This is a genomic window from Pseudonocardia sp. EC080619-01, from assembly GCF_001420995.1.
In the GTDB taxonomy this organism is placed as follows: Bacteria; Actinomycetota; Actinomycetes; order Mycobacteriales; family Pseudonocardiaceae; genus Pseudonocardia.
Window position 1 is genome coordinate 4,603,833 of record NZ_CP012184.1, and the last position, 14,573, is coordinate 4,618,405.

Here is a 14,573-nt window from a genome sequence, read left to right on the forward strand (position 1 = left end):
AGGCTGGGCGCATGGCCCAGCTCTACCGCGACACCGGTCTGGTGCTGCGCGTGCAGAAGCTCGGCGAGGCCGACCGGATCGTCACCATGCTGACGAAGCAGCGGGGCAAGATCCGGGTCGTCGCGAAGGGCGTCCGGCGCACCCGGTCCCGGTGGGGGGCGCGGCTGGAGCCGTTCAACCACGTCGACGTGCAGTGCTACACCGGCCGCACCCTCGACGTCGTCACCCAGGCGCAGACCGTCGACGCGTTCGCGCCCGCCGTCGTCGCGGACTGGTCGGCGTACTCGTGCGGCTGCGCGATCCTGGAGACCGCGGACCGGCTGGTGTCCGAGGAGGGCGAGCCCGCGCTGCGGGTGTACCTGCTGCTGCTCGGGGCGACGCGGGCGCTGGCCGACGGCGTCCGGGAACCCGCGCTGGTGCTCGACGCGTTCCTGCTGCGCGCGATGAGCCACGCCGGATGGGCGCCGTCGCTGTCGGAGTGCGCCCGGTGCGCGACGCCCGGGCCGCACCGGGCCTTCACCGTCGCCGGGGGCGGAATGGTGTGCCCGCGCTGCCGCCCGCCCGGCTCGGTCACCCCGGCGACGGAGACCGTGTCCCTGCTCGAGGCCCTGCTGCACGGTGACTGGGCGACCGCCGACGCCTCGGCGACGCCGAACCGGCGGGAGGCGAGCGGGCTGGTGGCCGCGCACCTGCAGTGGCACCTGGAACGGCAGCTGCGATCCCTGCCGCTGGTCGACCGCCGGGCCCGCACGCGGGAGCCGGAACCGGCCGTCCCCGCCGGTCCGGAGACCCCGGACGCCGCAACCGACTGACCCGGCAGGCGGTACGTCGTGCGTCCGTCCGGTCGGATGCGTTGTGCGGCAGGGCCGCCGAAAGGCCGGACCGGGCCGACGAACGGTCCCACCCGCCGGCGCCGGTGTCCCGGTACCACCGCCGGTCGCGTTGCGTGTCGCACCCGCCGACTCCACCGGGTGAATCCCGTCGTGGGTGGGCGACCGGGCGCCGATCTCGTTACGCTCCTGTGATCGACGGGACCCCAGCCCGTCGACGGAGAGGTAGTCGTGACCCGACCCCACACCCCGCGGGACGGCGACGGACGAGCCGAGAGCACCACCCGCCGGCTCCCCGCGACGACCCAGCGGATCCCCGTCCCGCCGACCCAGCAGATCCCGGTGCGCACCGAGGTGCTGCCGGAGTCCCCGCAGGACGGTCCCACCCGCGCGATGCGCCAGGTCCGCACCCGCACCGACGACGGCGCCTGGCCCGCGATCCCGATGCTGCCGGTGATCCGGCCGGACGAGTCCGACCCGCTGTCCGAGTCCGACCGCGTCCGCGGGCACCGCGGGATGCGGGACCTGCGCGAGACGGTGGAGCGCCTGGAGGACTCGGAGGTCCCCGCCTGGCCCGAGCGCGAGGAGCCCGACGAGCAGTTCCGGATCTGAGCGGCCCGGGGCCTGCCGGGCGGTCCGGCCGGGCGGCGGACGTAGGGTGAGGTCGTGCCGTTCCAGCCCCCACCGCCGCACCCGTCCGGTGCACGGCCCCCGGCGATCCCACCGGAGCTGGTGCCGCGCCACGTCGCCCTCGTGATGGACGGCAACGGCCGCTGGGCCAACGCCCGCGGCCTGCCCCGCACGGAGGGGCACAAGCGCGGCGAGGCGTCCCTGATGGACGTCGCCCGCGGCTGCATCGACATCGGGGTGACGTGGCTGTCGGCCTACGCCTTCTCCACCGAGAACTGGCGCCGCAGCCCCGACGAGGTCCGGTTCCTGATGGGGTTCAACCGCGACGTCATCCGCCGCCGGGTCGACGAGATGCACGAGATGGGTGTGCGGGTCCGCTGGGCGGGCCGCCGCCCGCGGCTCTGGCGCTCGGTCATCAAGGAGCTCGAGGTCGCGGAGGAGCGGACGAAGCACAACGACGTCCTCAACCTCACGATGTGTGTGAACTACGGCGGCCGCGCCGAGATCGTCGACTCGGTCCGGCACCTCGCGCGGCTCGCGGCCGAGGGGAAGATCAAACCGGACAAGATCGACGAGCGGATGCTCGCGCGGCACCTCGACGAGCCGGACATGCCCGACGTCGACCTGTTCGTGCGGTCGTCGGGGGAACAGCGGACGTCGAACTTCCTGCTCTGGCAGTCCGCCTACGCCGAGATGGTCTTCCTGGACACGCTGTTCCCGGACTTCGACCGCAGGCACATCTGGGAGGCGATCGAGATCTACGCGCGCAGGGACCGCCGCTTCGGCGGCGCCGTCGACAGTGCGGGGGCGTCATGACCGACACCGTGATCGAGGGCATGCTCGCGACCGCCCGCGCGGCGCTGGAGCGGTTCCACGACGTCCAGGTGGACGACGACGGCGCCCTCACCTTCGCGCACGGCGGGGTGCTGTGCGTGGTCCAGGGCACCGAGCTGGAGGAGGGCCTGCCGGTCCTCAACATCACCTGTGTCGTCGCCTGGGACCTGGCCGACGACGACGTGCCCCGCCGGGTCGGGACGGGTGTCGGCGAGGGGCTCTTCGGGACCCCACGGGTGGTGCAGGGCGAGCACGGCTGGGACGTGACCCTGCGCTACGCGTTCCCGGCCGTCGGACTCGAGGAACAGCCGATGGGGACGCTGCTGATGCTCGTCGTGTCGTCGGCGTCGAGCATGCGCGCCGAGCTCGTGGAGTCCTGAGCCGCCGCCCGGGACCGGGAGGTCACCGGACGGCGGCGTACCGGGCACTCACTTCTTGCGGTTGGTGCCCAGCTCCTCCTCGATCGGGTTGACCGGGTCGACGTCCTTGGTGGCCTCGGACAGTCCGCCGTGGGTGTGCTCGGTCCGCCGCTGCTTGCGGAGCTGCTCGGTCTCCTCCTCGGACTCGTCGGCGGTGTCGACCGCGGCGACGACGTCGGCGGCGGACCGGTAGTCCTCGGCCGGCACGGCGCGGATCGCCTCGGTCGTGCGGGCGTCGGCGCCGTTGCGCTCGGCGCCGGCGGCCAGCTCGTCCTTGCCTGCCGGGAACGTCACCCCGTCCAGGGCGGCGTGGACGGCGTCGGGGGTGGTCGTGCGGGCGGTCATCCGGTCGTTCCTCCTCGGACGGTTCGTGCGTGTCCTGGGGGGTGTTGCCGCTGCGCGCCGTTCCATGCACGTCCGGGCCGGTGGATCACCTCACCCGGCGCCGGTCCCGCCGTCTCCGTCGTCCCCGCCGGACAGGTGCATGATCGGGAGTGCCGAGAGCTGCGCGGGGGACATGTCCCGCGCGACGCCGAGGACGTCGTTCTGCGATCTGGTCATCCGGGCGTCGACCAGCGCGGACAGTCCGTAGGCGACCCGGCCGAGCAGCCGGACCGTCGTCTCGTCGACCTGCGGGCGGGGCGTCGAGACGATCGCGACGCCGCGCGGGCTGCCGTCGTTCGACTGGGCCACGCCGATCGTGTACGACTCGCGCGGGTTCACGTGCCGCGACGCGTAGTGGTCCCGCAGGGTGAGCACCATGTCGTGGAAGGCCGTGACGTCGCCGTCCAGCTCCAGCTCACCCAGGTCGTCCTTCGTCAGGGTCCTGGTCCGCCCGGAGAAGCACCGCACGTAGCCGGTCACGGCGCCGGTCCATAACGCCTCGACGAGTGCGGGATCGGACTCCACCCGCACCGGGCCGGACTCCGGGCCGCCGAGCGTGGTGACCAGGTGCTCGCAGCACCGCAGGACGTACTGCAGGTCGTCGAGGACACCCGCCAGCTGGGCCAGCTCACCCGACTCCGGGACGTCGATCCGGCGTACCGATGTCGGCGCCGCGGGCGCACCGTCCTGCTGCGTGTCGGTCATCGTCGACCCACCTCCGAACGTCCGAAGCTCCGAATGCCCGACGCTAGCCGCGCGGGCGGGGGCACGGTGTCGCGTTATGAGACGTCCGGTGACGTGGCACGCACCGCGACCGGGTCCGGACGGCCCGCGTGCTAGCGTCTCGGCCCGAAGGTCACGAGTGCCAGCGCGAAGCCCCGGCTTGCTGGCCGGCAACCCTCCTCCGCGGCGGGGTGCCCCGGGTGATGACCGGGCCGTCGCGACACCCGCGCCGGCAAGCGCGGATCCGAGCTCGCCGTACCGGGCTCCGGGTCCCCGAGATCCGGAGGCCGGATCATGACCGCTGCCCTGCTGCGCGACACCGTCGCCACCACCCGTACTACGCCCGCCGGCGCGCTGCCGCGCGTCGTCGGCGCCGACCTGACCGTCCCCCTGGTCGACGGCACCCACGTCCGCTACTGCGACCTCGACTCCGCCGCGTCGGCGCCCGCGCTCGAGGCGGTCGCCGCACACGTCGCCGAGGTGCTGCCCCGCTACGGCAGCGTGCACCGCGGCGCGGGCTGGACCTCGCGGGTCTGCACCTCCCTGGTGGAGCAGGCCCGCACCGACGTCGCGCGGTTCGTCCGGGCCCGCCCCGGCGACGTCGCCGTGTTCACCCGGAACACCACCGACGCGCTCGGCCTGCTCGCCCGCGCCGTCCCCGGCCCCGTCGTGACCCTCGATCTCGAGCACCACGCGACGCTGCTGGCCTGGCGGCACTCCGAGCACCGCGTCGTCCGCGCCGGGCGGACCGTCGCCGCCGCCCTGGACGCGCTGCGTGCCGAGCTCACCGCGCGGCCGGACGCGGCGCTGGTCGCCGTGACCGGCGCGTCCAACGTGACCGGTGAGCTGCTGCCGGTCGCCGACATCGCCGCGATCGCGCACGCGGCGGGCGCCCGGGTCTGCGTCGACGCCGCCCAGCTCGCCCCGCACCGGCGGGTCGATCTCGCGGGCTGGGGCGCGGACTACGTCGCGCTGTCCGGGCACAAGCTCTACGCCCCCTACGGCGCCGGTGTCCTGGTCGGACGCCGGGACTGGCTCGACGCCGCCGAACCGCACCTGGCCGGGGGCGGCGCGGTCCGCTCGGTCGCGGTCGACGGCGACACCACCCGTACGGAGTGGCTGCCCGCGCCGCAGCGGCACGAGGGCGGCACGCCGAACGTGCTGGGTGCGGCGGCGCTGGGCGCGGCCTGCCGGGAGCTCGAGCCGCTGATCGACGACGTCGTCCCGGCGCACGAGCGGGCGCTCGCGCAGCGGCTGCGGGCCGGTCTCGCCACGGTGCCGGGTCTGCGGACCCTGTCCGCGTTCGACGACGCCGGCGACCGGACCGCCACCGTCTCCTTCACCCTGGGCGACCTGCCGGCCGGGCTGGTCGCGGCGGCGCTCTCGGCGGAGCACGGGATCGGCGTGCGTGACGGCCGGTTCTGCGCGCACCCGCTGCTGGACAGGCTCACCGGGGGCGACGCGGTCCGCGCCTCGCTCGGGCTGCGCACGACCGCGGACGACGTCGACCGGCTGGTCGGGGCGCTGGACCGGCTGGCGCGGCGGGGGCCGTCCTGGACCTACGCGATCGTCGACGGCCGGTGGGCGCCGACGCCGGACCCGCGCCCGGAACTCCCCTGCTGAGGGACTCCTCGTGGCGGGTCAGGACTCGCGTGCGGCGGTGCAGCGCCCGCACAGCCCGAAGATCTCCAGGGTGTGCGACACCTCGGTGAAGCCGTGCTGCTCGGCGACGGACTGGGTCCACGACTCGACGGCGGGGCCCTCGATCTCGACGGCGGCGCCGCACCGGCGGCACACCAGGTGATGGTGGTGGTGCTCGGTCTCGCACCGGCGGTAGACGGCCTCGCCGGACGCGGTCCGCAGCACGTCGACCTCGCCGCCCTCGGCGAGCGTCTGCAGGGTCCGGTAGACCGTGGTCAGGCCGATGCCCTCGCCGGTGCGGCGGAGCTCCTCGTGGATCTCCTGGGCGGACCGGAAGTCCTCGATCCGGTCGAGCAGCGCCGTCACCGCGGCGCGTTGCCGGGTCGCCCGGATGCCGCGCGGACCGGCTGTCGACCGCGTCGGCCCGTCCTGCACCGCCTGGTCCGTCACGGGCCCTCCTCCACGTGTGCCACCGCGTCCACCACGATGTGCGCGAGATGATCGTCCACCAGCGAGTAGAGCACCTCGCGTCCCTTGCGCTCACCCTCGACCACGCCCGCCGACTTGAGCACCCGCAGGTGCTGGCTGATCAGCGGCTGGGCGACACCCAGCGCGTCGACCAGGTCGTGGACGCAGCGCGAGTGTTCCAGGAGCTGCAGGACGATCGCGATCCGGACCGGCGCGGCCAGCGCCCGCAGCAGGTCGCCCGCGGCGGCCAGGGTGCGTTGGTCACGGACGGGGCCCGGCTCGGGCGCGGGGTGGTGGTCCCCGGAGTGGTCGTCGGGGGCCCGGGTCGCCTCCGTCGCGGCTGACATCAGATGACCGTCCCGTCCCCGGGGGCGGCGGTCACACCCCCGGCACCGAAAGAGCAGTGCCGACCGCACCCGACATGGTAGGCGTGTTCGTTATCGTCGCGGGGTGCTGCTGGTCTGCCGGTTCTCCGTGTCGCCCGCCGGTGCCGCCGGCTTCACCGCCCGGGCCGCCAGGGCCCTCGAGCTGCTGGCCGCCCAGCGGGGGTACCGCGGCGGTGAGGTGGGCCGGGCGATCGAGGACCCGGAACAGTGGGTGCTGACCGTCCGGTTCGACTCGGTCGACGCCTACCGCCGCGCCCTGGGCCCGTTCGCGGTCCGGGAACACGTGCACCCGCTGCTGGCCGAGGCGGACACGACCACCGAGGCGACCTACGAGACCCGCATCTCGGCACCCCCCGGCACGACGGTCACCCACCACCCGAGCCTCCTGACCGACTGACGCGCCCCTCGCCGCTCCGGCTCCGGCTCCGGCTCCGCTCCCGCCCTGGCCCCAGCCCCGGCGCCGGCCCGTTCCCGGCGCGCCGCTCCGTCGAACCCGCCTCGGCAAGTGACGGATCCAGGCACTGACGGATCCCGGCACTGACGGATCCCGGCGCCCACGGATCCCGGCGCCCACGGATCCCGGCGCCACCGAGGGCCCCGGCGCCCACGGATCCTGGCCCCCACCGATCCCGGCGCCTCCGAGGGCCCGTTGCCGCCCAGGGACTCCAGAGCCCCGGCAACGCTCACGGGTTCCGGTGCCGCTCGCGCGATCGGGTGAGCGTCGGCGTATCTGGTGAGCGTGTGCGGATGCGGTGGATGGTGCGGCGCGCGGGATCTGGCGTCGCTCGCGGGTTCGGGCACCCTTCGCGGGTGTGGGCACCGCCCGCGGGGGTGGGCGGCGCTCACTTGATCGGGCGGCGCTCGCGCGATCGGGTAAGCGTCGGCGGATCTGGTGAGCGTCAGCGGATCTGGTGGGCAGTGCGCCTCGCGAGTTCTGGCAACGCTCACGGGTTCTGGCGGCGCTCACGCGATCCGGCGCCGCTCACGCGATCCGGCGGCGCTCGCGGATTCCGGCGGCGCTCGCGGGTGCGGCGGCGCTCGCGGAATGCGGGGGCGCTCACGCGATCCGGTGAGCGGCGGCGTAGTCGGTGAGCGTCTGCGGATCCGGTGAGCAGCGCGGCTCGCGGATTCTGGCGGCGCTCACGCGATCCGGTGAGCATCGGCGGAACCGGCGAGCGTGTGCGGAGACGGTGGGCCCACGGATCCGTTCCGCACCCACGGATCTGCTGAAGCCCCACGGATCCGGTGAGCACAGACGGTCCGGTGAGCACAGACGGTCCGGTGAGCACAGACGGTCCGGTGAGCACAGGCGGTCCGGTGAGCGCCGGCGGGTCGGTCAGGGTCGGCCCGACCGGTGGGCGCCCGGACCCGCCGGGACCGCTGGGGGTGGTGGCGGTTGTCCACAAGTCGGTGCCGTGTCCACAGGTTCGCAGGTCGTCGGTACAGGGGCGTGTCGCGGCGGCAGGGTCGTGGCATGGGCGAACTGCACCTGAGACGCAGGCTCCTCGCGGAGGGCCGCACCGACGAGGAGGTCCGCTCCGCGATCGGGCGCGGAACGCTGTGGCGGGTACGCCCCGGCGCCTACCTCGACGCCGACGACCCTCGCCGACGCAGCGCGGTGGAGTGCCACCGGCTGCTCGTCGAGGCGACGCTGCCCCTGCTCGGGCCGGGCGCCGTCGTCAGCGGTCTGTCCGCGGCGGTCCTGCAGGACCTGCCGGTGTGGGGCGTGCAGCTGCGCCGGGTCCACGTCACCCGTGACCGTTCCGGGGGTGGCCGGAGCACGGCTCGTGTGTGCCTGAGCGCGGCCCCGCTCCCGGACGGGGACGTCACCACGGTCGGCGGGGTCCCGGTGACCTCCGCCGCGCGCACGGTCGTCGACGTGGCGCGGACCGCACCGTTCGAGACGTCGGTGCCGATCGCCGACGCCGCACTGTTCCGGGGGCTCTGCACGGAGGTCGAGGTCGCCGACGCCGTCGGGCGGGCCGCCGGCCGCCGGGGTGCGGGCCCGGCACGGGCGGTCGCCGCGTTCGCCGACGGGCGCGCCGACGGCCCGGGGGAGTCGCGGAGCAGGGTCCGCATGCAGGTACAGGGCGTGCCGGCGCCCCGCCTGCAGCACGTCGTGCGGGACCGGTCCGGGGGCTTCGTCGGGCAGGTCGATTTCTGGTGGCCGGAGCACGGCGTCGTCGGCGAGTTCGACGGCATGGAGAAGTACGGCAGGTCGCTGCGTCCGGGGGAGACCGTGGCCGACGCGGTCCTGCGGGAGAAGCGGCGGGAGGACGCGCTGCGGGCACAGCCGGCCGTCCGGACCGTGGTCCGCTGGACCTGGCACGACATCGACCACTTCGACGAGGTGACCACGAGGCTGCGCTCCCTGCTGGAGCCGCAGACGCTCACGAGTTCCGGCAACGCTCGCCCGATCGCGTGAGCGGCGGCGGAACCAGTGAGCGTCCGGCGGACGAGGGCGAGCCGAGCGCGGGCCGCGGCGCGAGCTGCGCACGGGCCGGGCGCGAGGTGCGTGGCCGGGCGGGAGAGATGCGGTGACGGCGGGTCGGTAATCTGGGACGCCCCTCTGGCCGCCCTGCCGGTGGGAGAGTCCGAACCACGTTCCTGGAGTACCGCTGTGGCCAGCAAGCCGACCTCCGCCAAGATCGAGACCATTGTCGCGCTGACCAAGCGGCGCGGATTCGTCTTCGCCTCCGGCGAGATCTACGGCGGTACGCGGTCGGCGTGGGACTACGGACCCCTCGGCGTCGAGCTGAAGGACAACATCAAGCGCCAGTGGTGGAAGACCGTGGTGACCGGCCGCGACGACGTCGTCGGCCTGGACTCTTCGGTCATCCTGCCGCGCCAGACCTGGGTCGCCTCCGGCCACGTCGGTACGTTCTCCGACCCGCTGGTCGAGTGCGAGTCCTGCCACAAGCGCTACCGCGCCGACCAGCTCGCCGAGGAGTTCGCCGAGCGCAAGGGCCGCGACCCGGAGCAGGCCGACCAGAACGACCTTTCCGAGGTCCCCTGCCCGAACTGCGGCACCCGCGGGCAGTTCACGGCGCCCCGCGAGTTCAACATGATGCTGAAGACCTTCCTCGGCCCGGTGGAGTCCGAGGAGGGGCTGCACTACCTGCGCCCGGAGACCGCGCAGGGCATCTTCGTGAACTTCCTGAACGTGCAGACGACCTCGCGCAAGAAGCCGCCGTTCGGCATCGGCCAGATCGGCAAGAGCTTCCGCAACGAGATCACCCCGGGCAACTTCATCTTCCGCACCCGCGAGTTCGAGCAGATGGAGATGGAGTACTTCGTCGAGCCGGGCAGCGACGAGGAGCTGCACCAGTACTGGATCGACGAGCGCACCCGCTGGTACACCGACCTGGGCATCTCCCCGGACAACCTGCGGCACTACGAGCACGCCAAGGAGAAGCTCTCCCACTACTCGAAGCGCACCGTCGACATCGAGTACCGGTTCAACTTCACCGGCCAGGAGTGGGGCGAGCTCGAGGGCATCGCGAACCGCACGGACTTCGACCTGACGGCGCACTCGAACCACTCCGGCGTCGACCTGTCGTTCTACGACCAGGCCACCGACACCCGGTACAAGCCGTACGTGATCGAGCCGGCGGCCGGTGTCGGCCGGTCGATGATGGCCTTCCTCATCGAGGCCTACACCGAGGACGAGGCGCCCAACGCGAAGGGTGGCGTCGACAAGCGGGTCGTGCTGAAGCTCGACCGCCGGCTCGCCCCGGTCAAGGCCGCGGTGCTGCCCCTGTCGCGCAACGCCGACCTGTCGCCCAAGGCGAAGGACCTGGCCGCGCAGCTGCGGAAGAACTGGAACGTCGACTTCGACGACGCCGGCGCCATCGGCCGCCGCTACCGTCGTCAGGACGAGATCGGCACCCCGTTCTGCATCACGGTCGACTTCGACACCCTCACCGACCAGGCCGTCACCATCCGCGAGCGGGACTCGATGGCCCAGGAGCGCGTCGCGCTCGACCAGGTCGAGACCTGGCTGGCGACCCGCCTGCTCGGCTGCTGAGCACCCGCGCACGAGAACGCCCCGCCCGGACCCCGGGCGGGGCGTTCTCGTGTCGGGGGCCGGTCAGGCCCGGTAGGCCAGCAGCTGCACGCCGAGCTCGTTCTCGGTCCGGCGGACCTCGGCGAGGTCGTCCTCGCTGAGCGCCGCGTACGGCGACTCCGGACGGTAGGCCACCAGCGGCCCGCCGATCCGGTCCTCGAGCTGCTTCAGCCGGGTGAGCGCTGCGTCGTCCAGCTCGGCCGGACGGAGCGACGGTGCGGTCATCGGTGGGACCTCCCACGGGAAGTGGCTACGGAAGGCGGCCCAGAGTAGGACGGTCCCGGACCGGGCGCAGCGCCGGTACCCGGTCCGGGGGACGTCCTACACCGGTTCGGGTAGCAGTCGTTCCACCAGGTCGGACAGGGTGACGATGCCGACCTGCCTGCCGTCGGACTCCACCAGCGCCAGATGCGCACGCTGGTCGCGCATCGTGTTCACCGCCGTGTGGTAGAGCGTGTCACCCGGCAGGGTGAGCACCGGGCGCATCAGGTCGCGGGCCCGGGTGCCGGGATCGCGGGTCAGCGTGTCCCGGACGTGGACGTAGCCGACGGGTGTCTCGCCGTCGCGGACGATCAGCCGCAGGTGCCCGGTGCGCCGGGCGGTGTCCTGGACGGTGCTGACGTCGTCGTCGGCCGACACCCCGGACGGCTCGTGCGCCAGATCCCGCAGCGGGGTGCGCTCCAGCTCCAGCGCGGTGACCAGCTGGTCACGGTGCTCCTGGTCGAGCGCGCCGGTCTTCGCCGAGTGGTCGACGAGCTCACGCAGGTCGTCGGCGTTGCGGCCGGACGCCATCTCGTCGACCGGCTCGACACCGACGGCACGCAGGCAGCGGTTCGCCGCGCCGTTGAGCAGCAGGAGCAGCGGCCGGGCGACGACCATGAACGCCCGCATCGGGATCGCCAGCATGATCGCCGAGCGCTCCGGGTGCGAGATCGCCCAGGACTTCGGCGCCATCTCACCGACGACGAGGTGCAGGAACGTCACGACGATCAGGGAGATCACGAACGACACGACGCCCGCGACGCCGCCGGGCAGCCCCCAGCCCTCCAGGATCGGGCGCAGCGCGTAGTCGACGGCCGGCTTGGTGACCGCACCCAGACCCAGCACGCACAGCGTGATGCCGAGCTGGGACCCGGCCAGCAGCAGCGAGATGTCCTTCGCGCTGCGCAGGGCGGCACGCGCCGACGCCGAGGTCTGCGCGGCCTCCTCCAGGCGGTAGTTGCGCGCGGCGACGAGTGCGAACTCGACCGCCACGAAGAACGCGCTCGCCGCGATGAGCGCGACGGAGACGACGATCTCGACGGTGCTCATGCGCGCACCTCCTGCTCGTCGTCGGAACTGGTGGCCGGTTCGGTCCAGACCAGGTGGACCGCGGCGGGGACGCGGCGGTCCACCTCCTGCACCGTCAGGCGCAGGGCGCGGTCGTCGTCGTCCGGGTTGTCGGCGGGGATGACGACGGTGACCTCGTCACCGGTCTCCGGCAGCCTCTGCAGCTCGGCCATCACCAGGCCGCCGACGGTCTGGTAGTCGCCGTCGGGCAGCTCGGCGTCGATCAGCCTGCCGACCTCGTCGACGTGCCGGTCGCCGGGCACGACCCAGCCGTCGCCGGCCGCGGTGGCCTGGTCGGTGCCCGCCTGGTCGTGCTCGTCGGTGATCTCGCCGACGAGCTCCTCGGCCACGTCCTCGACGGTGATCACGCCGGCCAGGCCGCCGTACTCGTCGAGCACGCAGGCGAGCTCCTCGTCCTCCTCGCGCAGCCGGGCCAGCACCTGCGGCAGCGGCAGCGACGAGGGCACCAGCACCGGCACCCGCATGAGCTCGGAGACCCGGACCTCGGCGAAGCTGCGCCCACCGAGGCGCTCGGACAGCGCCAGCACGTCCTTGAGGCAGACGACGCCGACGAGCTCCATCGCGTTCTCCGGGTCGGCGGCGTCCGGCGGGGTGCCGAGCACCGGGTAGCGGGAGTGCTGCACCGCCATCTGCCCGATCAGGCTCTCCACCGTGGCGTCGTCGCGGACCCAGGACACCCGCGGCCGCGGGATCATCGCCGCGCGCGCCGTGCGGTCGCTGAAGTCGACCGCGCGGTCCAGCAGCGTCGCGAGCTCCGGGTCGATGTCACCGGAGTCCTTCGAGTCGTCGATGATCGCCTCGAGGTCACGCCGGGTGGCGGAGTGCTCGACGTCGTGCACCGGCTCGATCCGCAGTGCCCTGAGCAGCACGTTGGACGCGGCGTCGAAGATCTTGATGATCCAGCCGAAGATCGCCAGGTAGGTCTTGGTGGACAGCGCGAGCGCGCGGGCCACCGGCTCCGGGCGGGCGATCGCCAGGTTCTTCGGGAACAGCTCGCCGAAGACCATCTGGACGACGGTCGAGAGCAGCAGCGCGAACGCGATGCCGATCGCGGCGCCGACGCCGGCCGGCACGTTCACCACGCCGAGCAGCTCGCCGATGCCGTCGCCGATCAGCGGTTCGGCGACGTAACCGACGAGCAGACCGGTGACGGTGATGCCCAGCTGGGCGCCGGACAGCATGAACGACGTCCGGCGGGTGATGTCGAGGGCGCGTGCGGCGCCGGCGTCGCCCTCGGCGGCCCTGGCCTTGAGCCGGGACCGGTCGACGGCCATGTAGCCGAACTCCTGGGCCACGAAGTAGCCGGTCAACGCGGTGATCGCGAGGACGACGAGGATGCCGAGCAGGATGCCGAGGATCGTGCCGATCACCGGAGCGTCACCACCCGGTCATCGGGGCGGGCGGGCCGGAGGGCCGTGCGCGCGGGGACGAGGGCGGTGCGGGGTCGCCGTCCGGGTGTGGGGCGGACGGCGCCGGGACTGTCGCTGGGGTCCATGACTCCTGACTCGAAATCGGATGGGCGTACGACGCGTACAACGCGTGCCGGAATCGTACGGTTCCGGGGCGGCTCCGTCGTCCCGGTCACCTCTCTCTCGCCCGAACGGCGGTACCGGACATCCGCTCACCTGCGGGAACACCGTCCACTGCTGGATCCGACACGCTCGGCGGCGCCGCGTACGCAGCTCTCAGCGTCCTGTCAGACCCCGTCGTTACCCTGACGGCGTGACCACTCCCACGACGCAGGCCACGGCGGATCCGCGGCGCGCGCTCGGTGCCGCGCTGCTCCGCTGGGCGTCCGGGGGCGCCGGCGGGATCGGCGTCGTCCGGGTGCTCGACCGGCACGGCTTCGGCTCCGTCGAGTCCGGCCAGCTGATCGCGGGCACCCCGGCCGGCGAGGTGTCCGGCAGCCTCTACCTGGGGGCGCTCGACGACTCGGCGCACCCGCTGGCGGCCGAGGCCGCCGGGGGAGCGACGAGCGTCCGGGAGGCGCAGGTCGCCGAGGCGTCCGCGGTGGCCGCCGGGCTCGCCTGTGCGGGCGGGGCGACGCTGCTCGGCCACCCGCTGCCGCACGGTCCGGCGGCCGCGCTCGGCGAGGCGCTGGAGAACGCCCGCCCGGCAGCACTGCTGTCACGGTCCGACGGCGCCGCCGCGCTCGTGCTGACCGGCCCGGAGCTGACCGAGGAGCACGGCGACCTGGGCGCCGTCACCGCCGCCGCGGCCGGTGAGGCCCGCACCCTGCTCCGGCGCGGGGCCACGACCACCGAGCGGGTCACCGCCGACGGCGTCGACGTGCTGATCGACCTGTGGGTGCCGGTGCCGTCGATGCTGGTCGTCGGCGAGGGCGCGCTCGGTGCCGCGTTGCAGGCCCAGTCCGGGCTGCTCGGCTGGTCCGCGCGGACCGTGACCACCCTCGACGACGCCCGCGCCGCCGTCGCCGCCTTCTCCGACGCCGACGTGCTGGTCCTGCTCGACCACGACCCGGCGTTCGACGCGATCCTGCAGGACGGGCTCGCCCACGGGCGCGGCTTCCTCGGTGCGCTCGGCTCCCGCCGCACCCAGGCCGCACGCCGCGAGCGGCTGCTCGCCGCCGGTGCCGACGCCGACGCGCTCGCCGCGATCCACGGGCCGGTCGGGCTGGACCTCGGTGCCCGCACCCCGGCCGAGACGGCGGTGTCGATCGTCGCCGAGGTGATCGCGCTGCGGGCCGGGCGCTCGGCGTCCGTGCTGGCCGGGACGACGGGGCGGATCGGCGGATGAGCGCGCCCTCCTCCCGTCGCGGCCTCGGCGGGTCGCCGCCCGCCGGCCGCCCGTCCGCGCGGCCGTCCGCACCGCCGCCCGGTCC

The 14,573-nt window shown here is 73.9% G+C and carries 16 protein-coding genes and 1 riboswitch; of the genes, 9 read left to right on the forward strand and 7 right to left on the reverse strand.

From position 1 onward, the window contains the following. The first annotated feature begins 11 nt into the window (after positions 1-11). The 4 genes from recO to AD017_RS21600 all read left to right on the forward strand — a co-directional run bounded on the left by recO (position 12) and on the right by AD017_RS21600 (position 2,674). Positions 12-812, forward strand: coding sequence for a DNA repair protein RecO (gene recO / locus AD017_RS21585; RefSeq protein WP_060575289.1), 801 nt, complete (start codon positions 12-14; stop codon positions 810-812). Positions 813-1,061: 249 nt separating this feature from the next. After that, on the forward strand, positions 1,062-1,442 hold the full coding sequence (locus AD017_RS21590; RefSeq protein ID WP_010226193.1) for a hypothetical protein: 381 nt from the start codon (positions 1,062-1,064) through the stop codon (positions 1,440-1,442). Between the two features lie 54 nt (positions 1,443-1,496). Continuing rightward, complete coding sequence (locus AD017_RS21595) at positions 1,497-2,276, forward strand: isoprenyl transferase (protein WP_060575290.1); 780 nt, start codon at positions 1,497-1,499, stop codon at positions 2,274-2,276. Then, positions 2,273-2,674, forward strand: a complete 402-nt coding sequence (locus tag AD017_RS21600) for a hypothetical protein (RefSeq protein ID WP_010226197.1) — start codon at positions 2,273-2,275, stop codon at positions 2,672-2,674. The genes AD017_RS21595 and AD017_RS21600 overlap by 4 nt, the downstream gene beginning before the upstream one ends. Positions 2,675-2,722: 48 nt before the next feature. On the opposite strand, the gene AD017_RS21605 is transcribed toward AD017_RS21600, so the two are convergent. Together AD017_RS21605 and AD017_RS21610 are read right to left on the reverse strand one after the other, a co-directional pair. After that, positions 2,723-3,058 carry a DUF2795 domain-containing protein gene (locus AD017_RS21605; protein WP_010226198.1) on the reverse strand — a complete coding sequence of 112 codons (336 nt, stop codon included), beginning with the start codon at positions 3,056-3,058 and terminating at the stop codon, positions 2,723-2,725. Between the two features lie 90 nt (positions 3,059-3,148). After that, positions 3,149-3,802: a hypothetical protein gene (locus AD017_RS21610; RefSeq protein ID WP_060575291.1), complete on the reverse strand. Its 654-nt coding sequence runs from the start codon at positions 3,800-3,802 to the stop codon at positions 3,149-3,151. 149 nt (positions 3,803-3,951) lie between these two features. Next, a riboswitch (SAM riboswitch) is annotated at positions 3,952-4,065 on the forward strand. Between the two features lie 49 nt (positions 4,066-4,114). On the opposite strand from AD017_RS21610, the gene AD017_RS21615 reads away from it, so the two are divergent. Further along, positions 4,115-5,443 carry an aminotransferase class V-fold PLP-dependent enzyme gene (locus AD017_RS21615; protein ID WP_060575292.1) on the forward strand — a complete coding sequence of 443 codons (1,329 nt, stop codon included), beginning with the start codon at positions 4,115-4,117 and terminating at the stop codon, positions 5,441-5,443. 18 nt (positions 5,444-5,461) lie between these two features. Here the strand turns inward: AD017_RS21615 and AD017_RS21620 are convergent, their stop codons facing one another. Together AD017_RS21620 and AD017_RS21625 are read right to left on the reverse strand one after the other, a co-directional pair. After that, positions 5,462-5,911: a Fur family transcriptional regulator gene (locus AD017_RS21620; protein WP_010226204.1), complete on the reverse strand. Its 450-nt coding sequence runs from the start codon at positions 5,909-5,911 to the stop codon at positions 5,462-5,464. Then, positions 5,908-6,276 (reverse strand): helix-turn-helix transcriptional regulator, encoded by a 369-nt coding sequence (locus AD017_RS21625; protein WP_010226206.1) that lies wholly within the window; start codon positions 6,274-6,276, stop codon positions 5,908-5,910. Before AD017_RS21625 ends, AD017_RS21620 begins: the two co-directional genes overlap by 4 nt. A gap of 103 nt (positions 6,277-6,379) precedes the next feature. On the opposite strand from AD017_RS21625, the gene AD017_RS21630 reads away from it, so the two are divergent. The 3 genes from AD017_RS21630 to AD017_RS21640 all read left to right on the forward strand — a co-directional run bounded on the left by AD017_RS21630 (position 6,380) and on the right by AD017_RS21640 (position 10,342). Beyond that, positions 6,380-6,712 carry an antibiotic biosynthesis monooxygenase gene (locus AD017_RS21630; RefSeq protein WP_010226208.1) on the forward strand — a complete coding sequence of 111 codons (333 nt, stop codon included), beginning with the start codon at positions 6,380-6,382 and terminating at the stop codon, positions 6,710-6,712. A gap of 1,077 nt (positions 6,713-7,789) precedes the next feature. Continuing rightward, positions 7,790-8,740, forward strand: coding sequence for a hypothetical protein (locus AD017_RS21635; protein ID WP_060575293.1), 951 nt, complete (start codon positions 7,790-7,792; stop codon positions 8,738-8,740). 195 nt (positions 8,741-8,935) lie between these two features. Then, positions 8,936-10,342, forward strand: coding sequence for a glycine--tRNA ligase (locus tag AD017_RS21640; RefSeq protein WP_010227455.1), 1,407 nt, complete (start codon positions 8,936-8,938; stop codon positions 10,340-10,342). Positions 10,343-10,405: 63 nt separating this feature from the next. Here the strand turns inward: AD017_RS21640 and AD017_RS21645 are convergent, their stop codons facing one another. From AD017_RS21645 to AD017_RS21655, 3 genes are all read right to left on the reverse strand, one after another. Then, positions 10,406-10,606, reverse strand: a complete 201-nt coding sequence (locus AD017_RS21645; protein ID WP_010227453.1) for a hypothetical protein — start codon at positions 10,604-10,606, stop codon at positions 10,406-10,408. 96 nt (positions 10,607-10,702) lie between these two features. Continuing rightward, positions 10,703-11,692, reverse strand: coding sequence for a hemolysin family protein (locus AD017_RS21650; protein ID WP_060575294.1), 990 nt, complete (start codon positions 11,690-11,692; stop codon positions 10,703-10,705). Continuing rightward, complete coding sequence (locus tag AD017_RS21655) at positions 11,689-13,101, reverse strand: hemolysin family protein (protein ID WP_010227449.1); 1,413 nt, start codon at positions 13,099-13,101, stop codon at positions 11,689-11,691. The genes AD017_RS21650 and AD017_RS21655 overlap by 4 nt, the downstream gene beginning before the upstream one ends. 352 nt (positions 13,102-13,453) lie before the next feature. On the opposite strand from AD017_RS21655, the gene AD017_RS21660 reads away from it, so the two are divergent. Next, entirely contained in the window at positions 13,454-14,488 is a 1,035-nt protein-coding gene (locus AD017_RS21660) for an XdhC family protein (RefSeq protein WP_227012813.1), read from the forward strand. Positions 14,489-14,573: the final 85 nt, after the last annotated feature.